The 21,111-nt window shown below is 64.0% G+C and carries 20 protein-coding genes; 11 read left to right on the plus strand and 9 right to left on the minus strand.

The window, feature by feature from the left end:
* Positions 1-22: 22 nt before the first annotated feature.
* Together LJ656_RS06210 and LJ656_RS06215 are read left to right on the plus strand one after the other, a co-directional pair.
* Positions 23-508, plus strand: coding sequence for an adenosine-specific kinase (locus LJ656_RS06210; protein ID WP_230508394.1), 486 nt, complete (start codon positions 23-25; stop codon positions 506-508).
* Positions 509-559: 51 nt separating this feature from the next.
* Positions 560-1,480, plus strand: coding sequence for an ATP adenylyltransferase family protein (locus LJ656_RS06215; protein WP_230508395.1), 921 nt, complete (start codon positions 560-562; stop codon positions 1,478-1,480).
* Positions 1,481-1,530: 50 nt separating this feature from the next.
* Here LJ656_RS06215 and LJ656_RS06220 read toward each other — a convergent pair whose 3' ends face one another.
* Positions 1,531-1,890: a hypothetical protein gene (locus LJ656_RS06220; RefSeq protein ID WP_230508396.1), complete on the minus strand. Its 360-nt coding sequence runs from the start codon at positions 1,888-1,890 to the stop codon at positions 1,531-1,533.
* A gap of 446 nt (positions 1,891-2,336) precedes the next feature.
* On the opposite strand from LJ656_RS06220, the gene LJ656_RS06225 reads away from it, so the two are divergent.
* From LJ656_RS06225 to LJ656_RS06240, 4 genes are all read left to right on the plus strand, one after another.
* A complete protein-coding gene (locus tag LJ656_RS06225) occupies positions 2,337-2,651 on the plus strand; it encodes a helix-turn-helix domain-containing protein (protein WP_230508397.1) in 315 nt (104 codons plus the stop codon).
* The gene (locus tag LJ656_RS06230) at positions 2,648-3,970 is read left to right on the plus strand and encodes a type II toxin-antitoxin system HipA family toxin (protein ID WP_230508398.1); all 1,323 of its coding nucleotides are present in this window, start codon (positions 2,648-2,650) and stop codon (positions 3,968-3,970) included. Before LJ656_RS06225 ends, LJ656_RS06230 begins: the two co-directional genes overlap by 4 nt.
* A gap of 158 nt (positions 3,971-4,128) precedes the next feature.
* The gene (locus LJ656_RS06235) at positions 4,129-4,503 is read left to right on the plus strand and encodes a phage holin family protein (protein WP_230508399.1); all 375 of its coding nucleotides are present in this window, start codon (positions 4,129-4,131) and stop codon (positions 4,501-4,503) included.
* Positions 4,500-4,799 carry a hypothetical protein gene (locus LJ656_RS06240; RefSeq protein WP_230508400.1) on the plus strand — a complete coding sequence of 100 codons (300 nt, stop codon included), beginning with the start codon at positions 4,500-4,502 and terminating at the stop codon, positions 4,797-4,799. The genes LJ656_RS06235 and LJ656_RS06240 overlap by 4 nt, the downstream gene beginning before the upstream one ends.
* 61 nt (positions 4,800-4,860) lie before the next feature.
* Here LJ656_RS06240 and glgA read toward each other — a convergent pair whose 3' ends face one another.
* Together glgA and acnB are read right to left on the minus strand one after the other, a co-directional pair.
* Positions 4,861-6,462 carry a glycogen synthase GlgA gene (glgA, locus tag LJ656_RS06245; protein ID WP_230508401.1) on the minus strand — a complete coding sequence of 534 codons (1,602 nt, stop codon included), beginning with the start codon at positions 6,460-6,462 and terminating at the stop codon, positions 4,861-4,863.
* Positions 6,463-6,889: 427 nt separating this feature from the next.
* The gene (gene acnB, locus LJ656_RS06250) at positions 6,890-9,475 is read right to left on the minus strand and encodes a bifunctional aconitate hydratase 2/2-methylisocitrate dehydratase (RefSeq protein ID WP_230508402.1); all 2,586 of its coding nucleotides are present in this window, start codon (positions 9,473-9,475) and stop codon (positions 6,890-6,892) included.
* A gap of 849 nt (positions 9,476-10,324) precedes the next feature.
* Here acnB and LJ656_RS06255 point away from each other — a divergent pair.
* Complete coding sequence (locus LJ656_RS06255) at positions 10,325-11,890, plus strand: hypothetical protein (protein ID WP_230508403.1); 1,566 nt, start codon at positions 10,325-10,327, stop codon at positions 11,888-11,890.
* Positions 11,891-11,986: 96 nt separating this feature from the next.
* Here LJ656_RS06255 and LJ656_RS06260 read toward each other — a convergent pair whose 3' ends face one another.
* The 4 genes from LJ656_RS06260 to LJ656_RS06275 all read right to left on the minus strand — a co-directional run bounded on the left by LJ656_RS06260 (position 11,987) and on the right by LJ656_RS06275 (position 15,357).
* Entirely contained in the window at positions 11,987-13,114 is a 1,128-nt protein-coding gene (locus tag LJ656_RS06260) for an aminotransferase class V-fold PLP-dependent enzyme (RefSeq protein ID WP_230508404.1), read from the minus strand.
* Positions 13,115-13,235: 121 nt separating this feature from the next.
* A complete protein-coding gene (locus LJ656_RS06265) occupies positions 13,236-13,634 on the minus strand; it encodes a hypothetical protein (RefSeq protein ID WP_230508405.1) in 399 nt (132 codons plus the stop codon).
* 109 nt (positions 13,635-13,743) lie between these two features.
* Positions 13,744-14,535, minus strand: a complete 792-nt coding sequence (locus LJ656_RS06270; protein ID WP_230508406.1) for an SDR family NAD(P)-dependent oxidoreductase — start codon at positions 14,533-14,535, stop codon at positions 13,744-13,746.
* Between the two features lie 57 nt (positions 14,536-14,592).
* On the minus strand, positions 14,593-15,357 hold the full coding sequence (locus LJ656_RS06275; protein WP_230508407.1) for an SDR family oxidoreductase: 765 nt from the start codon (positions 15,355-15,357) through the stop codon (positions 14,593-14,595).
* A gap of 328 nt (positions 15,358-15,685) precedes the next feature.
* On the opposite strand from LJ656_RS06275, the gene LJ656_RS06280 reads away from it, so the two are divergent.
* Entirely contained in the window at positions 15,686-17,089 is a 1,404-nt protein-coding gene (locus LJ656_RS06280) for an MFS transporter (protein WP_230508408.1), read from the plus strand.
* A 97-nt stretch (positions 17,090-17,186) separates the two neighbouring features.
* On the opposite strand, the gene LJ656_RS06285 is transcribed toward LJ656_RS06280, so the two are convergent.
* Together LJ656_RS06285 and LJ656_RS06290 are read right to left on the minus strand one after the other, a co-directional pair.
* Entirely contained in the window at positions 17,187-18,170 is a 984-nt protein-coding gene (locus LJ656_RS06285; protein WP_230508409.1) for a sulfonate ABC transporter substrate-binding protein, read from the minus strand.
* 70 nt (positions 18,171-18,240) lie between these two features.
* The gene (locus tag LJ656_RS06290) at positions 18,241-19,068 is read right to left on the minus strand and encodes a MetQ/NlpA family lipoprotein (RefSeq protein WP_230508410.1); all 828 of its coding nucleotides are present in this window, start codon (positions 19,066-19,068) and stop codon (positions 18,241-18,243) included.
* 252 nt (positions 19,069-19,320) lie between these two features.
* Between LJ656_RS06290 and LJ656_RS06295 the strand changes: the two genes are divergently transcribed.
* The 3 genes from LJ656_RS06295 to LJ656_RS06305 all read left to right on the plus strand — a co-directional run bounded on the left by LJ656_RS06295 (position 19,321) and on the right by LJ656_RS06305 (position 21,047).
* Positions 19,321-19,788: a rhodanese-like domain-containing protein gene (locus tag LJ656_RS06295; RefSeq protein ID WP_230508411.1), complete on the plus strand. Its 468-nt coding sequence runs from the start codon at positions 19,321-19,323 to the stop codon at positions 19,786-19,788.
* 63 nt (positions 19,789-19,851) lie between these two features.
* Positions 19,852-20,817 carry a serine O-acetyltransferase EpsC gene (epsC, locus tag LJ656_RS06300; RefSeq protein ID WP_230508412.1) on the plus strand — a complete coding sequence of 322 codons (966 nt, stop codon included), beginning with the start codon at positions 19,852-19,854 and terminating at the stop codon, positions 20,815-20,817.
* Positions 20,814-21,047, plus strand: a complete 234-nt coding sequence (locus LJ656_RS06305) for a helix-turn-helix domain-containing protein (protein ID WP_230508413.1) — start codon at positions 20,814-20,816, stop codon at positions 21,045-21,047. Before epsC ends, LJ656_RS06305 begins: the two co-directional genes overlap by 4 nt.
* Positions 21,048-21,111 lie beyond the last annotated feature (64 nt).

Below are 21,111 nucleotides of genomic sequence, written 5' to 3' on the forward strand. Positions count from 1 at the left end.
CCGCCATGCAGCGAGGTCCACCATGCAACTGTCCGCCGTCAAGGTCGTCAAGCCCGAAGCGACCAACTTCATTCTCGGGCAAAGCCACTTCATCAAGTCCGTCGAGGATATTCACGAGGCGCTGGTCGGCGCGGTGCCAGGCATCAAGTTCGGTCTCGCGTTTTGCGAAGCATCGGGCAAGCGTCTCGTGCGGCGCTCCGGCACCGACGAGAGTCTCATCGGGATGGCCTGCGAGAACGCGACCAGCGTTGGCGCGGGCCACAGTTTCTTCGTGTTTCTCGGCGACGGCTTTTTCCCCGTCAACGTACTGAACACGATCAAGGCGGTGCCCGAGGTGTGCCGCATCTTTTGCGCGACGGCGAATCCTGTCGAAGTGCTGATCGCCGAAACGGATCAGGGCCGGGGTATCGTCGGCGTGATCGATGGCTTTGCGCCTGTCGGCATAGAAACCGCGGAAGACGTTCAGTGGCGCAAGGATCTTCTGCGCACGATCGGATACAAACTTTAGCGACCGCGTTTTTGCCCACTCCAGGCGCCTCGTCACGCCTGCTCAGATCATATGGAACCAACACGACGCCTCGTGCCGGGCACATTGTGGCCCGCGATCCTGCGACAGACCGCCCACGCGCTCGCTTGCGGCGCGCTGCAACCGATCGACACCCGACAGTCGGTGCTCGATAGCGGCGGCATCCGCTTTCTCGTGCGTCAGGTGTCGAGCCTGGCGCGCAAGGAGCGGCAGCGTGAGCAGGCTCGGACGTTGCAAACGCAGCAAACGCGGCAAACGCAGAGGAGCCCTGAAGCAAACCCGTTCCTGCCTTACGAAGCGGATCTGTTCGTCGCCGATATCTCCGCCACGCATCTGGCGTTGCTGAACAAGTTCAACGTGATCGATCATCATCTGCTGATCGTTACGCGCGAGTTCGAACCCCAGGAAACGCTGCTCGATCTGGCCGATTTCGACGCGTTGATCGCGTGCATGGCCGAGTTCGACGGCATCGGTTTTTACAACGCCGGCGAGGAGGCCGGCGCGAGTCAGCCGCACAAACATCTGCAGATCGTGCCGCTGCCGCTCGGCGATATCGGGCCGCCGGTACCTGTTGAGCCTTTGCTCGGCGTGGCGGGACGCTCGCCGGTTTTGCCGTTTCGACACGCGTTCGCACGCTTTGACGCAGCCGAATTCACTCACGCCGATGCGGCCGAACGGGCGCTTTCGCGCTACCACGCGCTGCTCGACGCGGCGGGCGTCGGTACGGTAGAGCGCGATGGTGCGACCTGTCATGCGACGCCCTATAACCTGCTCGTCACGCGGCGCTGGATGTTGCTGGTGCCGAGGGCGGCGGAACGGGTCGAAGGCGTGTCGGTAAACGCGCTTGGTTTTGCGGGGTCGCTGTTCGTGCGCGATGCCGCGCAGTTGGCGGTAATCGAACGGCTCGGCCCGATCACGGTATTGCAGCGCGTCGCGCTGCCTGTGACTCCATAGCGAGCGACGCGATTGGGCGAGCGGTTCATGCAACGGGTTTGGTCCTGCGTTTACCTTCGCTTTTTATTCATCGCGGCATCCAGCGATTCGCCGTCGGCGCAGCTTTTCAGCGCCACGATCGCTTTTTCCGCGGCGGCGACAATTTCTTCGCACTCCGCATGACGTGGATTGTTCGGCACGCTGGTACAGCCTCCGTAGTGGCGTATCTGCGCCAGGTCGGTGCGAACCCTGGCAAGTGCCGTCGCCGCTGAACCGCTATCGGCGATCATCTTCGCGACATCGAAGACGGTCCCGGACCGTAGTACGACGTAGGTCGGACAGACCTCGTCCGCGTGGCCCTTCGCTATCGGCAGACACGCACAACCCGCGAGGGCAACGAGTCGCGCGGTGCGACTCAGGTGCTTGCTCATTGCCATCTCCCTTCTGTTGCATGCCCCGGCAAACCGGCGTTGGGTTGTTTTGTCAGGAGGTAAGTTCGGCAACCCGGGGCGACGCTGAGCGAACGCTGAGCGCGTTTTGACACCACGCATAAAGCGATGGTACTGGCTCACGACCGCATTACAAGGCGATGGCGGATGGATATTCTCGAATGGCGAACGGATGCCAGCCGTCGCTGGACGGGACGTGCGGGTTGGGCGCGATGCGCGTCGGCAGGGTGCGCAATGGCTGCGAGCGACGAGAAACACCTTGCCGTTGGCTTGGTAAACGACGCAAAATTCATAACGTTATCTATACATAACTTTAACACGGTAAATCTATATAAAGTTATGTATACATAACTTTAAACGCGGTGGCTTATCGTTTTGTATATGATACGTTATAGAGAAATTTCCATATAAAGTTACATATAGCGAACATGAACCTTGCCGAACTAGGTGCAACATTCCGCGACGCCCGCCTCGCGGGAAATCTCACCCAACAGCAGGTCGCCGACCTGAGCGGGGTACCGCGTTCGCGCATCAGCCTGTTCGAGTCCGGCATGCTGGCGGAGCTTGGCGCGGTCAAGATGCTCAGCCTGTTCGACGCGGTCGGGCTCGAACTGCTCGCGCGGCGCCGCGGCCATCGGCGCACTCTCGACGACGTTCTGCACGAGCGTGAAGAATCCGGCGGCGCTCCAACCGGCCGGCGGCGCGTGCGGCCGCGCAGGAATACTTCGGACCGCCAATCATGAGTCGCGACGGTCTCGATGTCTACGTCGGCGGACAGTTGGTCGGCACGCTTGCACAAGAGGCGGACCGCTACGTTTTTACGTACCTGCCTCAGGCCGAGGAAGCGAATCAGGTGTCGCTGTTGATGCCGGTGCGCGCGCAGTCGTACGTATGGCCGCGCCTGCATCCGTTCTTTCAGATGAATCTTCCCGAGGGCGCGAAGAAGGAGATTCTGATCCGCCAGTTGGGCCCGCACGCGGATGTCAGCGATTTCGGCCTGCTTGCGCTGACGGGTGCGAACACGATCGGGCGTGTGCAGGTGGTGCCGCGCGGCGCCACGCCGGCAGCCGCTGCGAGCCAGACCAATATGGCGGACTTGCTGGCGTCGACCGACTCGCGCGAAAACCTGCTGCGTCTTCTCGAAGCCGGCGTGACCGAAGGCGTCTCCGGGGTAATGCCTAAGGCGCTGCTGCAGTCGTTCGACAGAGCCACCACATGGACCGACGAGTTCATTCTGAAAACCGGATTCGACGATCTGCCGGGCCTCGCGATCAACGAATACCTGTGTCTGGAGGTTGCGCGCCACGCCGGTCTCGAAGTGCCGGACGCGCGCTTGTCCGGCGACGGCCAGGTCGTGGCGGTACGACGCTTCGACCGCATGGCCGATGGCCGCAAGCTGGCGATGGAGGATTACTGCGCGCTGAAGGGCCTCGATCCCGTCGATAAATACAAAGGCACGCTCGAAATTCTGGAAACGCTGACCAAAGCCTACGTTCCGCGCGAGCAATTGAAGGACAACGCGCGGCGTCTATTCACGCTGCTGTTGCTCAACTATGCGATCCATAACCAGGATGCACATCTGAAGAACTTTGCGCTCGTGTACACGGGCCGCGACGACGTGCGGCTCGCACCGGTCTACGACGTTCTCAGCGGCACCGCCTACCGGCAATACGCGACGGCGCTTCCCGCGCTGCCTTTGAAGGGCAAGCGGGTGTGGGCGTCGGGCGCGCTGCTTCAGACTTACGGCGGCGCGCGGCTCGGCCTGAGCAAAACCGACATGAACGACGCGGTCGAGCGGGTCACGTCGGCGATCCATCGGGTCACGCCAATGGTGTCGGAATTGGCCGACCAGTACCCGGATTTCCGCGAGGTCGCCAAGCGCATGCTGGACGCGTGGGCGAGTGGTCTGAACGACATCAAACCCGACTCGCGGCCGGGCAAATACCAACCGGCGCCGCTCCGAGAGCAAATGGGGATGTCGGACGGAAGTCCGGATCGGGCGCGCAAGGAGGCGAATCCCTATGCCAATCCGGACGGTGCGTTCAGTCATAAATCCAGGTAGGCCGCTGCCGCGGCGTCGTGCTTCGCCACGTGTACACGCTTTTGCGGTGCAGGCCCGGCTTTTGCGCGGCATCTGCGGGGGGACGCTCCGAGCGAGCGGCCGATGGACGAAACGACTGGATTTGACGGTCGGTGTGAGCGGATCGTCAGGAGGGCAGAATGTCAATCCACGCGAAGGTAACCCGGTGGCGCAATGTCGGCCGCTTTTGCGTCGAACGGGTGGGCGACTATAGCGAGCTGTTGGCGCTGGAAATCGACGAGACACGCCGGCGTCTGGTCCGCGAGTTGAGCGCACTCGTCGCCTTGGCGGTCGGAGGGCTGTTCACACTGTCGTTTCTTTGTATCGCCATCATTGCCACCGCCTGGCAGACCCGCTACTTCCTGACAGTGGTGTGGGCTGTGGCTGCCGTGTGGTTCCTCGTCTGCATCGTCGCACTGCTGGTGATGCGGACGCAGAAGCCGACCGAATCGATCCATGTACTGAAGAGCGAGATTGACAGCGATCTCGACGCGCTCCGGGAGGCGCTCAAATGAATTCCAGACATACGCATGAAGTCGCTCGGGTGGCGGTCCTCGAACGCATGGAAGCCTCGCGGCACGCGTTGCTGCTGGCCAATCGCGCGCTCGCGTTGCCGGGGCCGCGCTCGCCCGTGCGCACCTCAGCCGTCAACGTGATTAGTTCGCTCGCCGAAGTACCGCACGTGACGACGGTCCTCGCGGTGATGCTCGGCGTGCTGGTGCTGGGGCCGCGTCGCGCGCTGTCGATCGCGAGTCGCAGCGGTCTGTCAGCGTGGATCGCGAGGAGCGTGCGGCGGTCGGTGCCGGGTTGACAGGAGCGGGGCGGGGCGCCGGCGGGGACGGCCGGCGCCGTTTCGTTTCGTTCGTTTCGCGTTATGCGCTGCGCGCGAGTTCGCCCGTACCTGTATCGAAGCTTGCTTCGCCGCGCGCCTGCCGCCCCTTTGCGGACGCCGCGGTTCTCGTGCGCGTTGGTGCTTTGCGCACGCGCAGATCGCGAGGCGCGGGGCGTGCATCGACGAGCTGCGCGTACAAAGCCAGATAGTTCGACGTCGACCGTTCCCACCCCGAGTCGCGGCTCATCGCGTTTCGCTGCAATGCATGCCAGGCCGCTGGCCGCACGAATGCGGCGAGCGCGCGCTCCATTGCATGCACGACGTCGTGCGGCTGGTCGCCGTCGAACAGGACGCCGGTCGCGCAGGTTTCGTCGCGCGCCTCGTGCGGCGCGTAGTCGACGATCGTATCGGCAAGGCCGCCGACGCGCGACGCCACCGGAATCGTGCCGTACCGCATTGCATAGAGCTGCGTCAGTCCGCACGGCTCGAAGCGGCTGCCATGCAGCAGGATATCCGCGCCCGCGTGCAGCGCGTGCGCACGGCGCTCGTCGTAGCCGATCTGCACTCCGACGCGGCCGGGCCACGCGGCGGCCAGTTCCTGCATCGCGTGTTCGAGGCCGTGCTCGCCCTGGCCGAGGACCGCAAACTGCAGGCGCGGATGCTGTTGCAGGAGAGTCGGCAGCGCGCGTACCGCCACGTCGGCCATTTTCTGTTCGGTCAGACGGCTGCCGATCGCCACGAGCGGCGCAAACGGATCGCGTGTCAAACCGAACGCCTGTTGCAACTCGCGTTTGCACGCATGCTTGCCGGCCGTGTCATCGACGCGATACCGGCGCGCGATCAGCGGATCCGTCGCCGGGTTCCAAACCGACGTATCGATGCCATTGACGATGCCGCTGAGTTTCGTTTGCTGCGCTTGCAGCACGCCTTCCATGCCATGCCCGAAGTGCGGGGTGACGATTTCGTGCGCATAGCGCTGGCTCACGGTCGTCACCCGATCCGCGTGAACGATGCCGGCTTTCATCATGCTTAGCAGCCCGTAAAACTCGATGCTGCGTTCGTCGGTCAACGCGGGGACGAGCAGTTCGGGCGGCACGCCGATCCAGCTGCCCATCGCGAGTGGATGGTTGCCCTGGAACGCGAGGTTGTGAATCGTGAACACGCTTTTCGCCGCGACGCCCGCGACGCGCAGATACAGCGGCGTGAGGCCCGCATGCCAATCGTGCGCATGCACGATGTCGGGGCGTTTCAGGTTGCGCACGCCGCGCGCGATGCGCGTGGCCGCTGCCGCTAGCGACGCGAACCGTGTCAGGTTATCGAGGTAGTCGCGTCCGTGCGGATCGCGGTACAGGCCTTCGCGCGCGAACAGATGATCCATTTGCAGCAGCAGGACGGTGACGCCGCTGTCGGGCATCTGTCCGCGCAGCAGCCGCGCGTCGCCGCCGGGCAGGCCTGTCATGCGCGCAACCGGGACGACGTCGACGGCGCCCTCGAGCGCGGCCGGATACGCGGGCATCAATATCGACACCTCCACGCCCGCATCGCGCAACGCGGCGGCGTAGGCGCTGACCATATCGCCAAGGCCGCCCGTTTTGGCCAGTGGAAAGGCTTCTGAAGCGACAAGCAGGACGTTAAGCGGCAAGGTGGCCCCCAGGAAAGACGCAGTTTGCACTTGTGCGGTGCGGCGAAAGGACAGGGCAATCGGAGAGCAAGCGGTGTGCCTGGGGGCGGGGGTTTAGCGGCGGGGAGTTGATGCAGTGGCGAGGGCGTTGGCCGCTGGCTAGGGGTGCGCCGCGCTCGCTAATCGCAGGGGCGCGAGGCGGTTGGCGAATCTTCGGTTTGCTGGGACCGAGCTATTGCGTGAACGCGACTGGACAGGGGTGTTGTGCAAAATTTGCCAGGCGACAGGCGACTTCTTGCAGCCTCTTACTGGCGGCGGATGGCACGCTTGTTCGTGACTCGGAAGCAAAAAAAAGCGCCGCAGGCATTAAGCCTGCGGCGCCATCGCCATCGCACTACGACGCGAACCCTACATCAATCTCACCACGTCATAGTCAACAGCACGCGATTTACATCTCGACGGTATCGGCCACTTCCTTGAAGTCCTCGATCTGGTCGAAGTTCATGTACTGATAAATCTTGTCGCCGTTCGCGTTCAGCACGCCCATGTCGGCCATGTACTCGTCCTTGGTCGGGATCTTGCCCAGACGCGAGCAGATCGCCGCCAGTTCCGCCGAGCCGAGGTACACGTTCGTGTTCTTGCCCAGACGGTTCGGGAAGTTACGGGTCGACGTCGACATCACCGTCGCGCCTTCGCGCACCTGTGCCTGGTTACCCATGCACAGCGAGCAGCCCGGCATTTCGGTACGGGCGCCAGCGGTGCCGAACACGCCATAGTGACCCTCTTCGGTCAGCTGCTTCTGGTCCATCTTGGTCGGCGGCGCGACCCACAGCTTGACCGGAATGTCGCGCTTGCCTTCGAGCAGCTTCGACGCCGCACGGAAGTGACCGATGTTGGTCATGCACGAACCGATGAACACTTCGTCGATCTTCGCGCCGGCCACGTCCGACAGCGTCTTCACGTCGTCCGGATCGTTCGGGCAGGCGACGATTGGCTCATGCACGTCGGCCAGATCGATTTCGATCACGGCAGCGTACTCGGCGTCCGCGTCCGGTTGCAGCAATTGCGGATCGGCCAGCCATGCTTCCATTGCCTTGATACGGCGTTGCAGGCTGCGCGGATCCTGGTAGCCCTGGGCGATCATCCACTTGAGCAGCGTGACGTTGCTGTTCAGGTACTCGATGATCGGTTCCTTGTTCAGGTGCACCGTGCAACCGGCGGCCGAACGCTCCGCCGACGCATCCGACAGTTCGAACGCTTGCTCGACCTTCAGATCGGGCAGGCCTTCGATTTCCAAAATGCGGCCGGAGAAGATGTTCTTCTTGCCTTGCTTGGCAACCGTCAGCATGCCTTGCTTGATCGCGTACAGCGGGATCGCGTTGACGAGGTCACGCAGCGTGACGCCCGGCTGCATCTTGCCCTTGAAGCGGACCAGCACCGATTCCGGCATGTCGAGCGGCATCGTGCCGGTGGCTGCCGCGAATGCGACCAGACCCGAACCAGCCGGGAAGCTGATGCCGATCGGGAAGCGGGTGTGCGAGTCGCCGCCGGTGCCGACGGTGTCGGGCAGCAGCATGCGGTTCAGCCACGAGTGGATCACGCCGTCGCCCGGACGCAGCGCGATACCGCCGCGCGTGCTGATGAAGTTCGGCAGCGTGTGGTGGGTCTTCACGTCGACCGGCTTGGGGTAAGCGGCGGTGTGGCAGAACGACTGCATCACGAGGTCGGCCGAGAAGCCGAGGCACGCGAGGTCTTTCAGTTCGTCGCGGGTCATCGGGCCGGTGGTGTCCTGCGAGCCGACCGAGGTCATCTTCGGTTCGCAGTAAGTGCCCGGGCGCACGCCCTGGCCTTCCGGCAGACCGCAGGCGCGACCGACCATCTTCTGCGCGAGCGAGAAACCCTTGCCGCTGTCGGCCGGTTGCTGCGGCAGACGGAACAGCGTCGACGGCGCCAGACCCAGCGCTTCACGCGCCTTGGCGGTCAGGCCGCGGCCGATGATCAGCGGAATCCGGCCGCCGGCGCGCACTTCGTCGAACAGCACGTCCGACTTCACCTGGAATTCGGCGATCACTGCGCCGTTCTTCAGTGCCTTGCCTTCGTACGGGCGCAGTTCGACCACGTCGCCCATTTCCATCTGCGACACGTCGAGTTCGATCGGCAGCGCGCCGGCGTCTTCCATCGTGTTGTAGAAGATCGGGGCGATCTTGCCGCCGAGGCACACGCCGCCGAAGCGCTTGTTCGGGATGAAGGGGATGTCTTCACCGGTGAACCACAGCACCGAGTTGGTAGCCGACTTGCGCGAGGAGCCGGTGCCGACCACGTCGCCGACGTAGGCGACGAGGTGCCCCTTTTCCTTCAGCGATTCGATGAACTTGACCGGGCCGCGCTTGCCGTCTTCTTCCGGCGTGATGCCGGGACGGGCGTTCTTCAGCATCGCCAGCGCGTGCAGCGGGATGTCCGGGCGGGTGGTTGCGTCCGGTGCCGGCGACAGATCGTCGGTATTGGTTTCGCCGGTCACCTTGAAGACGGTGATGGTCAGGCTTTGCGGGACTTCCGGACGGCTCGTGAACCATTCGGCGTCGGCCCAGCTTTGCAGCACGGCCTTCGCATTCGCGTTGCCCTGGTCGGCCAGTTCCTTGACGTCGTGGAACTGGTCGAACATCAGCAGGGTTTTCTTCAGCGCGTCAGCTGCGACGGTGCCCACTGCGGCGTCGGCCAGCAGTTCGATCAGCGGCTGGATGTTGTAGCCGCCCAGCATCGTGCCGAGCAGTTCGGTGGCGCGCTCGCGCGAGATCAGCGGGCAGGCGGTCTGGCCTTTGGCGACAGCGGCGAGGAAACCGGCCTTTACGCGAGCGGCTTCGTCGACGCCGGCGGGAACGCGGTTGGTGATCAGGTCGAGCAGGGTCTGCTCTTCGCCGGCCGGCGGATTAGCCAGCAGTTCCACCAGCTCGGCGGTTTGCTGGGCCGTCAGCGGCAGGGGGGGAATGCCGAGCGCGGCGCGTGCGGCAACGTGAGCACGAAAGTTTTCAAGCATGGGGAACCTGCTGTATTGCGTTGTAAGGGGAAGACCTTGTCAGGCACTTCGCGGCGGTATTCCAGGTGCAGCTTTGGCCGCGATTTTAAGTGCAATACCTCTATGCGGTCAAATGTCTTATGTCTTATATAAGAGTTGAAAAGTAAAAGCCGTTGAAAATCAGGGGGATGGGCGGTGGGGGTGCTTTTCGGCGCGCGCTCGGCTCCGCGGCGCTCTGCCGATGCGCGACGAGTTGGGGCGAGGGGGCTTGGCCGTAATCAGTTTGGGTGCGGCCACCGCATCCGGGCCGGGCGGTGCATACGGGGAAAAGGTCGCCGAGGTCTGCCCCTGAGAATGAGAACGATATCCAACTTCACGCCGTAATTATTACTTCCTCTTACGCGATTTCAGCCGTTTCCGGCACGTTCCTCCCTGCAAACGTGAGTTCGGCGCAAAGGTCACCTTTGGCCGCATTTCTGTCGGAAGAATGCGCTTATTTGCAGCCCCACTCTAACGTCGCCGCCCGCGCTGCCGACATCCAGGTATGTGTTACTTATCGAGGTCTGCGCACTGGGTATAACTTACCGATCAACGTTTTCGCAGTTCCTTTTCGAATGCGCGCGGCTCACTGCTTTCACGCAGGTCAATCGACAGCCACCCCCGAGCGATCCAGATCCTTCGACGTCAGTCGTGCGCTGAATAACCCGGCGTGCCGCTAACGCCGTGGACGCACTGCGGGATCGCGGAGCCGGCCATTCAATCAGGAGCGCGAATTAAAAATTGGAAGCGCATTTTGTCGCCCGGTCGAGCCGCGCGACGCGGGCGCGGACAGACTGAATTTTGCCGGTTCTCCGGCGACGGATTATTTTTGTGATCAACCGACGACAATTTCTCGGCTACCTGACGGCGGCCGCAAGCAGCTCTGTACTGATCGCATGCGGCGGCGGGGGCGACAATGAAAGCGAGGCGCTCGCACCCGGCGCCCAAAGCAGCGCGGCGAAAGCCAAGGCGACCGTGTCCGCCTCGGCGAACGGCACCACGACGCCGCCGGCGGCGTCGATCGTGGATAAGAGCGGCAATGTGTGGAAAACCTCCAGCGGCTTTATCTACAAGAACGGCACCAAGGATGCGGGCTCGTACAACGTGGCGCTGCTGCTGTGGTATGGCGGCAGCGTCTACCAGAAAAACACCGGCGGCGACTTTTATCGCTACACCGGGTCCGGCTGGGAGTATTCGCTCGATCCCCGCATGGGCGGCGTTTCCGCGGACGGCACGACGCTGCCGTCTTCGTCGTACATCATCGACAAGTCCAACAACGTCTGGACGTTGTCCGCCGGCTACATCTACAGGAACAGCGTGAAGGATCCGTATTCCTATAACGTGAGCCTGTTGTTGTGGTACGGCGGCCTGATCTATCAGTCGGGCACCGGCGGCCAGTTCTATGTGCTGACCTTCAACGGCAACTGGTTGCCGTGCGCGGACCCGCGGATCGCCGCGGTCGCGACGGCGGGCGCGTTCTACGGCATCAACGGCCATCACGACTATCCGTTCACGCCTTCCCAGGTCGTCTCCGCGCTGCGCGGGCTCGGCTGCAACACGTATCGCGTCGGTTGCGTCAACATCCCGGCGATGATGAACCCGGTCGTCGCGCTCGCCAGCGCGTTTCAGGCGGCGGGAATGAAACTGTTCACGCTCGTCGATTACGGGCTGCACGACGACCGCGGCATGCTGTACACCAGCGAATCGGCTGCATACGAGGCGTCGTTCGCCGGCGCCGCCGCGATTGCGACCGCGCTCGCGCCGTATGGCGTGACGATGTACGAATGCGGCAACGAGTTGACGCGCGACCCGGCGATCATTCTGAATTCGGCGACCGCGGGCAATGGGCGCGGCGACTTCAACAACGCGAACTGGCCGATCATGCGCGGCGCGATGCTCGGCATGATCGACGGGATCAAGTCGGTGCAGCCGAACGCGAAGTGCGGGATCAACTTCTGCGTCGCGGACATTGCCGCCGCCGATATGCTGTGGGACGGCATGCAGCCGGATGGCTCGGGCGGCTACCCGAAGGTGCGCTGGGACATCACGACCTGGCACAACTACGAGGCGTACGGCGATATCTTCAACGTTGGCACCGACGGCGCCGGTCCGGGCTTCAACCTGCCGGTCTATTGCAAGGCGCGCTATGGGGTGCCGTTCATGATCACCGAATGGAATGCGAGTCCTCAGCAGACCGAAACGTTCCGCTCGACCTACGTCAAGCAGCAACTCGGCGAATTCTATGCGGCGCGCAAGACGAGTGCGATCGAGTCGGTGATGTACTACGAGTTGACGAGCGGCGACCAGACCTACGGGATCGTCACCGACAGCCTGGTGCCGATCCAGCCGACTTACGGCACGTTCAAGACCTTCGTCGCCGCGCACCCGGACAACTAACCCGCAGTGCGCGGTGGGAGTGAAACGATTGTTTGACACGGCGTACCCGGACGTGCGGCATGAGTCCGGGTACGCGTGCGAACGGGACGAGCCGCTTTAAACGATACTGTCCAGCGCCTTCTCGAAGCGGGCGACCGCGGCATCGACGTCATGCAGTTTGTCGAGGCCGAATAGTCCGATCCGGAAGGTCTTGAGGTCGGCCGGCTCATCGCATTGAAGCGGCACGCCGGGCGCGATCTGCACACCGGCATCGGCGAACTTCTGGCCGGAGCGGATGCCGTCGTCGTCCGTGTAGCTGACTACCACGCCCGGCGCCTCGAATCCCGCGGCCGCCACGCTTCGGAAACCTTTGCTGGCCAGCAGCGCGCGAATCCGCGCGCCGAGTTCGAGCTGCTCGGCTTTCACCTTGTCCAGACCGTATGTTTCGGTTTCCTTGATAACGTCGCGCAACGTCGCGAGGCTGTCGGTGGGCATCGTCGCGTGGTACGCGAAGCTGCCGCCCTCGTAGGCTTCCATGATCTGCAGCCATTTGCGCAAATCGCACGCGAAGCTGGTGCTGGTGGTCGCGTCGATGCGCTCGCGTGCGAGCGGGCTCAGCATCACCAACCCGCAGCAGGGCGATGCACTCCAGCCTTTCTGCGGCGCGCTGATCAGAATATCGACGCCGCTCGCCTGCATATCGACCCAGACCGTGCCGGAGGCAATGCAATCGAGCACGAACATCCCGCCCACCGCATGCACGGCGTCGGCCACCGCGCGCAGATAGTCGTCGGGCAGCATCATCCCGGACGCGGTTTCGACGTGCGGCGCGAAGACCAGATCCGGCTTGTGCTCGCGAATCGCGGCGACCACTTCCTCGATTGGAGCCGGTGCGTACGCCGCCTGCGGGCCCGCTTCGACCGGACGCGCTTTCAATACGATCGATCCGGACGCAATGCCGCCCATGTCGAAAATCTGCGACCAGCGGAAACTGAACCAGCCGTTGCGAATGACCAGGCACTTGCGGTTCGTCGCGAACTGGCGGGCCACCGCTTCCATGCCGAAAGTGCCGCTGCCCGGAACGACGACGACCGACTTCGCGTTATAGACTTTTTTCAGGCTGGCGGAAATATCGCGCATCACGCCCTGAAAGAGCCGCGACATATGATTGATCGACCGGTCGGTGTAGACGACGGAATATTCGAGAAGCCCATCGCGATCGACATCGGGAAGTAAGCCTGGCACGTTCGCCTCCGTTAAATGGACGAATAAAAGAATCGAAAAGAGATTCTAACGAAAGCCGGCTGCAATGGAGGCAAAAAGCCCGGGCGCCCAAACGCCTGGGTGCCCCGGCGGAACCCACCCGTTAATGTTGAACGGGCCGCACCGGCGACCCGCTCGGCCGGATCACCGCGGCCTCGCGCGCCTCGATTCTTTGCGCGGACGACGTCGTTTCACGTGGATGGTTTGCGCGATCGTAGCCGTTTATTTCTTCGTCGATCACAAAGTTCGCGGCTTTCATAGGGTCCATCGCATTGCCGTCCACGTCGTACCACTCGCGGATCGCGCGATTGACTTTGGTGAGGGAGGAGACGGCCAGCAGGACGGCGTCGGTCTCGGTGATCTTGCCTTCCAGATCGTCTGCCAGGTAGTCCGCGACACGCAGACACGCGCCGATCAGATTGGCGTCGTCGAGCATGTCCGACAAAACTCCATGAACCACTGCAAGACAAGCATCTTTGCGTGCAAGTGCGATATCTGTCATGAGGTTCTCCAGAATCGGGGTTACGGGTTAGCGTACGGCAACGGCGCTACGGACGAACACTCAATTTACTCCGGGTTCGCGTCCACCGCCTGCTACGACCGGTGCGAATCTAGAACGCGCTCTTGATCACGCCCCCATCGGCGCGCAACGCGGCGCCCGTCGTCGCCGACGCCAGCGGACTGGCGATATAGGCAACCAGCGACGCGACTTCCTGCGGCGAGCCGAACCGCTTGATCAGCGACGTCGGGCGCACCTTCTCGAAGAACTCCTTTTCGAATGCTTCGAACGATTTGCCGTCGGCCTTGGCGAGGCTCTCCACGAAGTCGCCGACGCCGCGCGAGCGGGTCGGCCCCGGCAGCACGCTATTGACCGTGATGCCGGTGCCGGCCACCGCTTCGGCGAGCCCGCGGGCGACGGCCAGTTGCGCGGTTTTAGTCATCCCGTAGTGGATCATTTCGGCCGGGATCTGCACTCCGCTTTCGCTCGAAATGAAAATAATGCGCCCCCAGTTGGCCCGTTTCATCGCCGGTAAAAACAGCCGGGCGAGGCGCACTCCGCTCAACACATTGACGTCGAAGAAACGCTGCCAGTCCGCGTCGGGGATCTCTTCGAACGGCTTCGGCTCGAAGATGCCCAGGTTGTTGACCAGAATTTCGACGTCCGGATAGCGTCGCGCGAGTTCTTCCGCCGACGCGGCGCTGCTGAGATCGCCCGCGAATCCAAGCACGTCGGCGCCGGTCTGCGCTTTCAACTGCGCGACCACTTCATCCACCGGCGACTGCGAGCGGCCGTTCACGATCACGCGCGCGCCTTCCTGCGCGAGTGTGCTGGCGATAGCGAGGCCGATGCCGGCCGTGCTGCCGCTCACGAGTGCGAGTTTGCCTGTCAGATTCAGGTCCATGAGTGCTGTCCTTTCAATGAGTGAAGCAGTGAGTGAAGCGAAAGTGACAAGAGCGCTTCAGGTACGGGTAATCGATGCGCCGCCATCCACCAGCGACGCGGTGCCGGTCACGAACGACGAATCGTCCGACGCGAGATACAGCACCGAACGCGCCAGCTCTTCCGGTTTCGCGATGCGCTTGAGCGCATGCAGCCCGGTCACGAACGCCTGCGATTCCTGGCTGTCGTTCATGCCGCGATACATCTCCGTGTCGACCGCGCCCGGCAGCACCGCGTTCACGCGGATGCCCTGCACGCCGTACTCGGCGGCGAGTGCCTGGGTCAGACCGATCAGGCCGGCCTTGCTCGCCGCGTAGGCCGCGGTGCCGGGAAACGCAAACGAGTAACCGACGAACGTCGATGTGAAGATGATCGAGCCGCCGCCTTGCTTCAGCATTTCGGGAATCTGGTGCTTCGCGCCGAAGAAGGCACTCGTCAGATTGGTGGCCAGCGCGGCGTTCCAGCCGTCCGCGGAAATACCGGTGCTCGGGCCCATCTCGCCGAGCGTGCCGGCGTTGTTGTAGGCGATGTCCAGGCGGCCGAAGCGGCTGACCGCCAGATCGACCAGCGCCTTCGCGAAGTCCTCCGCCTGCACGTCGCCGGCCAGATACGCGGCTTCGCCGCCTTCGCTGACGATCTGCGCGACGAGCGTTTCGAGTTCCGCCGCGCGGCGCGCCGCAACGACCACTTTGGCGCCTTCCTGCGCGAACAGCTTTGCGCTCGCGCGGCCGATGCCCGCGCTGGCACCCGTCACGATCGCGACTTTTCCCGTCAAACGCTGCATGTTCTCTCTCCTGATTTGTTCGATCCGTCTGGCCGGCCAGTGCCCGATGCGCTGGCCGTCAAACGACTATAGGATTCAGACCCGCGAGCGGAAAGGTCGAAAAAAGTCGCGCGCGCCGGCGCGCCCCGGAACACGGCCCGCGAGCCAGCCGGCTACCGCTCGAACACCGCTCGATGCCCGCGCCTCCGGGTACTCCCGATCCCGGTATCGCGCATCACCTTGCTCCGGCGGCGCAGAGTTGCAACAATTCAGCCCGACAGCACCCGCGCGCCGTAAGCCGCGCGGTTACCCACGGTTGCCCATGCATTCCCATTCGACTCCTAGCCCCATGACGGACGGCCTGCCCAATCCCCAACGCGCCCTTGCCTACCTGGCGATCGCGATCGCGACGATGATGTCGGTGCTCGACACCTCGATCGTCAATGTCGCGTTACCCACTATTTGCAACGACCTGTCGATTGCGCCGGCGGACGCGATCTGGGTGGTCAACGCGTACCAGCTGGCGATCACGGTGTCCCTGCTGCCGCTCGCGGTGCTCGGCGACAGCCTCGGCTACAAGCGCGTCTACTGCTACGGACTCGCGCTCTTCACGCTCGCGTCGTTCGCGTGCGCGAACGCGCATACGCTGGCGTTCCTCGCGCTCGCGCGGGTGTTTCAGGGGCTCGGCGCGGCCGGCATCATGAGCGTCAATATCGCGCTGGTGCGCTTCATCTTTCCGCGCGCAAAACTCGGTGTCGGCGTCGGTTATACGTCGCTGGTGGTCGCGGTATCGTCGGCGGCGGGGCCCAGCATCGCGTCGGCGATTCTGTCGGTCGCGCACTGGCAGTGGCTGTTTCTGGTCAACGTGCCGCTCGGCGTGCTGGCGCTGCTGATCGGGATCCGCACGTTGCCCGCGACGCCGACTTCCGGCGCGCGCCTGAACCTCGTCAGCGTGGTGCTCAACGCGGTAACGTTCGGTCTCCTGATTTCGGGTCTCACCGCGTTCGGCGAGGCAGGCGCAACCCGGCGGGGGATCGTGATGGTCGCGATCGCGCTGGTTGCCGGCGTGCTATTCGTGCGCCGCGAAAGCCGTCTCGCGACGCCGATCCTGCCGCTCGACCTGCTGCGCATGCCGGTGTTCTCGCTGTCGATGGCGACGTCGATCTGCTCGTTCGCCGCGCAAACGATGGCGTACCTCGTGCTGCCGTTCTATTTCCAGCAGTCGCTGAAGCTGTCGGAAACGCAAACCGGCCTGCTGATGACGCCGTGGCCGCTCATGACCGCGTTGATCGCGCCGATCGCGGGGCGGCTGTCCGACCGCGTGTCGCCGGGGCTCATCAGCAGCATCGGGCTGTTCGTGCTGGGCTGCGGGCTCGCGCTGCTGGGCCTGCTCGGCGATACCGCGACACAGTTCGGCATAGTTTGGCGGCTCGCGATTTGCGGGCTCGGCTTCGGTCTGTTCCAGTCGCCTAACAATCGCGTGATTATCGGCAGCGCGCCGAGAAATCGCAGCGGCGGCGCGTCCGGTCTGCAATCGATGGGCCGGCTGCTCGGTCAGTCGAGCGGCGCAGTGGTGGTCGCGATCGTGTTCGGACTCGTGCCGGGCCGGCATCTGACGCTGATTGCCGGGATCGCCGCGACGCTGGCCGTGATCGCGGCCTGCGCGAGTTCGATGCGGCGGATGAGCACCGAGCAGGTCGACGCGCCGCAGCAGCGCGGCGCCACGACCGAGCGGCCGGTTTCCGACCGGTAGCCGGTAGCCGGTAGCCGGAAGCCTGAGGCCTGCGGCCTGCGGCCTGATGCCCGAGGCCTGAATCCGCCGGTCAGTGGAGGTTTAATGCGGCGACGCGTTACGCGAGATTGCTCGGCGCCGCCCGCAGCACGTCGACGTGTTTCGGAATGAGGCCCAGTTCGAGGAAGGTGTCGGCGATCTGTTGCTGCTCGCCGAGAATCGCGCGCGTGATCGGCACCGTGCCGAACTGCTGCCGCTGCACGACCACGTCGACGACCGGCTTCGGCACGCCCCACAGCTGCGCGAGTTCGCTCGCGAGCTGATCCTTGTTCTGCTGACCCCACTGATCGATCTTCTCGAGTTCCTCGATCAGGATGCGAATCACGTCGGGATTATTCGCCGCAAAGTTCTGCGAAGAGAAATAGAACGCGCGATTGCCGACCACGCCGCTCGCGTCCGCCAGCACGCGCGCGCCGAGCGATTTCTCCGCCGCCGCGAAGAACGGATCCCAGATCACCCATGCGTCGATCGACGCGCGCTCGAACGCGGCGCGCGCATCGGCGGGGGCGAGAAACACCGGTTTCACGTCGCTGTATTGCAGGCCATGCTGGCGCAGCAGTTTGACGAGAAAGTAGTGGACGTTGCTGCCTTTATTGAGCGCGATGCGTTTGCCCTTCAGGTCCGCGACCGAGCGGATCGTCGATTGCGGCGGCACCAGCACCGCTTCCGATTGCGGGCGCTTGACGGTCGCGGCCACATAGACGAGCGGCGCGCCGGCCGCCTGCGCGAAGATCGGCGGTGCTTCGCCGACGTCGCCGAAATCGATCGAGCCGACGTTCAGCGCTTCCAGTTGCACCGGTCCCGCGTTGAACTCGGTCCACGTCACCGCCACGTTCAGCGGCGCGAGCCGTTTTTCGAGCGTGCCGCGCGCTTTCAGCAGATTCAGATAACCCTTCTGATTACCGATGCGCAGCGTACGCGCCGGCGTGCCTTGCGCGAACGACAGCGCCGCGCCCGCGAGCGACGCGGCGGCGGCCGCCGCGCCAAGCGAAAGTTTCAGGAACGAGCGGCGCTCGTGCGAATGACGTGGGAGCTTGGACATGACAGGCAGGACGATGAAAGAGAGCGGGTGCGCGGCGGCCCGACCGCCGCCGCTGATGTGAGATGCGCGATCAGTGCTGCGGTGCGCCGTCCCATGCGGGCAACGTGGCGCCGTGATAGACGGTCAGGATCGACGAAGCGACGTTGGCCTGCTGATAGCTGTCGACGATCGTCTTCACCCACGGCGCGTTCGCGTCCTTCGCGTTGACCGCGATGAAGTTGCGATACGGATTGCCGCTCACCTGCTCCTGCGCGATGCGTTCCTGCGGAATTTTGATGCCGGCCTTGATCGCCCAGTCGGTATTGACGACGGCCGCGTCGAGGTCGCCGATCGCGCGGCCGACGATGCCCGCGTCGAGTTCCTTGATCTGCACGTGCTTCGGGTTCTCCGCGATGTCGCGCGCGGTCGGCAGCAGACCGACGTCGGGGCGCAGCTTGATCAGCCCGTTCGCCTGCAGCAGAAGCAGCGCGCGGCCTTCGTTGCTGGGATCGTTCGGCACGCCGATCGTCGCGTTCTGCGGCAGAGCGGCGACGGACTTCACCTTGCGCGAATACAGACCGATCGGCTGCACGTAGGTGAAGCCGACCGGCACGATGTCGTAGTGGCGCGCGGCGATCTGCGCATCCAGATACGGCTTGTGCTGGAACGAGTTGGCGTCGAGGTCGTGCTGCGCGAGCGCTTCGTTCGGCTGCGTGTAGTCGGCGAACGTGGTGATCTTGACGGTGATGCCCTGCTTCGCGGCATTGGCGGCAACCGCGCGCCACACGTCTTCGTCCTCGCCCGACATGATGCCGACCCGCACCGTTTGTCCCGCCGCGTGCGCCGCTTGCGCGCCGACGACGCCGCATGCGAGTAGAGCGGCAAAGAGAGTGGCCTTGAGTGCTTTGGTCGTTTTCATGGTCTCGACGCTATAGAAGTGAAGGTGACGAGATCGTAGAGAGCCGGCCGTTAGCGCACAAACAATATCGAGCGCTATCGTTATCGCGATTCGATGCAAGCCGGTTGCGGATAGCGTCATTCCATTGCGCCTTCTAAACAAATGAAATTTGATTGGTTCTGCCGCGTGCATCGTTTGGCCGATGATCGGTGCTGATGGCTATAGACGGTATGCCGCGCGGTGGCGGCACGCTCCATCAACCAAGGAGGCGACATGACAGCAGTACTCGAAGAAAGACCGCTTCACGCAGTGCTCGAGACCGCACGCGAGGAGGCGGAAACGGCAGGGCTCGCGTATGCCGGCGGCGTGACGCCGCGCGACGCGTGGGCCCTCGTTTCCAGCGGCAATGCGCTGCTGGTGGACGTGCGCACCGCGGAGGAGCGCAAGTTCGTCGGCTATGTGCCCGGCTCCGTGCACGTGCCGTGGGCGACCGGCACGAGCCTGACGCGCAATCCGCGTTTCGTGCGCGAACTCGAAGCGAAAACCCCCAAGGACTCGGTCGTGCTCTTGCTGTGCCGTAGCGGCAACCGTTCGGCACAAGCGGCGGACGCGGCGGCCAAGGCCGGCTTTACGCAGGTGTTGAATGTGCGGGAAGGTTTCGAAGGAGACCTGAACGACGGGCAGCATCGCGGTGCGCTGAACGGCTGGCGTTTCCACGATTTGCCATGGGTGCAGGACTAACGCCCAGCCGGCTTGTCCGTGAAATGCCGCTTGCCGGTGTACAACATTCAAGGAGTCAGCGCAGTGGCGGCATTCGATATCGATGAGATCGCCGGATCGCTTCAGACGGTCCGGCAGCAATGGCGTGACGTGCAGCGTCGCGCGCTGGAGCCCGGCGGCCGCGATCTGCCGTCGCGCGACGCGCTCGCGGCCGTGATCGATGCGTTGAAAGGCGCGCTCTTTCCGATGCGGCTCGGACCGCCCGATCTGCGTCAGGAGAGCGAAAACCTCTACGTCGCGCATGCACTCGACGCGGCGCTGCACAGTCTGCTCGCGCAGGCGCGGCTCGAATTGCAGTACGGGGCGCGCCGCGATAAAGCGCCAGCGGACAGCAGCGAAAACCGGGCGATCGAAACCCGCGCGCTCGACGCAATCCGCGCGTTCTCGCGGCGCCTGCCGGCGATCCGCTCGCTGCTCGACAGCGACGTGATCGCGGCCTATCACGGCGATCCGGCGGCCGGCAGCGTCGACGAGGTGCTGCTGTGCTATCCGGGCGTGCTCGCGATGATCCATCACCGGCTCGCGCATGAACTCTATGGCCTCGGCCTGCCGCTGCTCGCGCGGATCGTTGCCGAGCTCGCGCATGCGCAAACCGGGATCGACGTTCATGCGGGTGCGCAAATCGGTTCGGGATTTTTCATCGATCACGGCACCGGCGTCGTGATCGGCGAGACCGCGGTGATCGGCGAGCGCGTGCGTGTGTATCAGGCGGTGACGCTCGGCGCTAAGCGCTTTCCGCTCAACGAGAACGGCCATTTGCAGAAGGGGCTGGCGCGCCATCCGATCGTCGAGGATGACGTGGTGATCTATGCGGGCGCGACGATTCTCGGCCGCGTGACGATCGGGCGCGGCGCGACGATCGGCGGCAATGTGTGGATCACGCATGACGTCGCGCCGGGCTCGCACGTGACCCAGGCGGTACTGCGCAGCGAATCGGCCCGGGCCGTCGCGCCGGCGGCCGATGCAATCACAGCGGAGGTGCCGGGATGACAGCACTCGTGCGCGAGTTCGGAGCGACCGTGCGCGCGTTGCGCGAGGCGCTGTCGTGGTCGCAGGAGCAGCTTGCCGAATACGCGGGGCTGAATCGCTCGTATGTCGGCGAGATCGAGCGGGGCAGTGCGATCGCGTCGATCGTCACCGCGGACAAGCTCGCGCGTGCGCTCAATGTGCCGGTCGGCACGCTGCTGTGCGCGCCCTTGACGGTGGACGCGCCGGCCTGACGTCCGCATCTGCGGAGCAAGCCTCATCCAAACAGAGCAACACAGCGCGCGTAGCGGCAGCAGG

The organism is Paraburkholderia sejongensis (assembly GCF_020880815.1).
Lineage (GTDB): Bacteria > Pseudomonadota > Gammaproteobacteria > Burkholderiales > Burkholderiaceae > Paraburkholderia > Paraburkholderia sejongensis.

Coding starts and splice junctions, on each gene's coding strand:
- LJ656_RS06210 (WP_230508394.1), top strand. CDS start 23: ATGCAACTGTCCGCCGTCAAGGTCGTCAAGCCCGAAGCGACCAACTTC.
- LJ656_RS06215 (WP_230508395.1), top strand. CDS start 560: ATGGAACCAACACGACGCCTCGTGCCGGGCACATTGTGGCCCGCGATC.
- LJ656_RS06220 (WP_230508396.1), bottom strand. CDS start 1,890: ATGAGCAAGCACCTGAGTCGCACCGCGCGACTCGTTGCCCTCGCGGGT.
- LJ656_RS06225 (WP_230508397.1), top strand. CDS start 2,337: ATGAACCTTGCCGAACTAGGTGCAACATTCCGCGACGCCCGCCTCGCG.
- LJ656_RS06230 (WP_230508398.1), top strand. CDS start 2,648: ATGAGTCGCGACGGTCTCGATGTCTACGTCGGCGGACAGTTGGTCGGC.
- LJ656_RS06235 (WP_230508399.1), top strand. CDS start 4,129: ATGTCAATCCACGCGAAGGTAACCCGGTGGCGCAATGTCGGCCGCTTT.
- LJ656_RS06240 (WP_230508400.1), top strand. CDS start 4,500: ATGAATTCCAGACATACGCATGAAGTCGCTCGGGTGGCGGTCCTCGAA.
- acnB (WP_230508402.1), bottom strand. CDS start 9,475: ATGCTTGAAAACTTTCGTGCTCACGTTGCCGCACGCGCCGCGCTCGGC.
- LJ656_RS06265 (WP_230508405.1), bottom strand. CDS start 13,634: ATGACAGATATCGCACTTGCACGCAAAGATGCTTGTCTTGCAGTGGTT.
- LJ656_RS06270 (WP_230508406.1), bottom strand. CDS start 14,535: ATGGACCTGAATCTGACAGGCAAACTCGCACTCGTGAGCGGCAGCACG.
- LJ656_RS06275 (WP_230508407.1), bottom strand. CDS start 15,357: ATGCAGCGTTTGACGGGAAAAGTCGCGATCGTGACGGGTGCCAGCGCG.
- LJ656_RS06280 (WP_230508408.1), top strand. CDS start 15,686: ATGACGGACGGCCTGCCCAATCCCCAACGCGCCCTTGCCTACCTGGCG.
- LJ656_RS06285 (WP_230508409.1), bottom strand. CDS start 18,170: ATGTCCAAGCTCCCACGTCATTCGCACGAGCGCCGCTCGTTCCTGAAA.
- LJ656_RS06290 (WP_230508410.1), bottom strand. CDS start 19,068: ATGAAAACGACCAAAGCACTCAAGGCCACTCTCTTTGCCGCTCTACTC.
- LJ656_RS06295 (WP_230508411.1), top strand. CDS start 19,321: ATGACAGCAGTACTCGAAGAAAGACCGCTTCACGCAGTGCTCGAGACC.
- LJ656_RS06305 (WP_230508413.1), top strand. CDS start 20,814: ATGACAGCACTCGTGCGCGAGTTCGGAGCGACCGTGCGCGCGTTGCGC.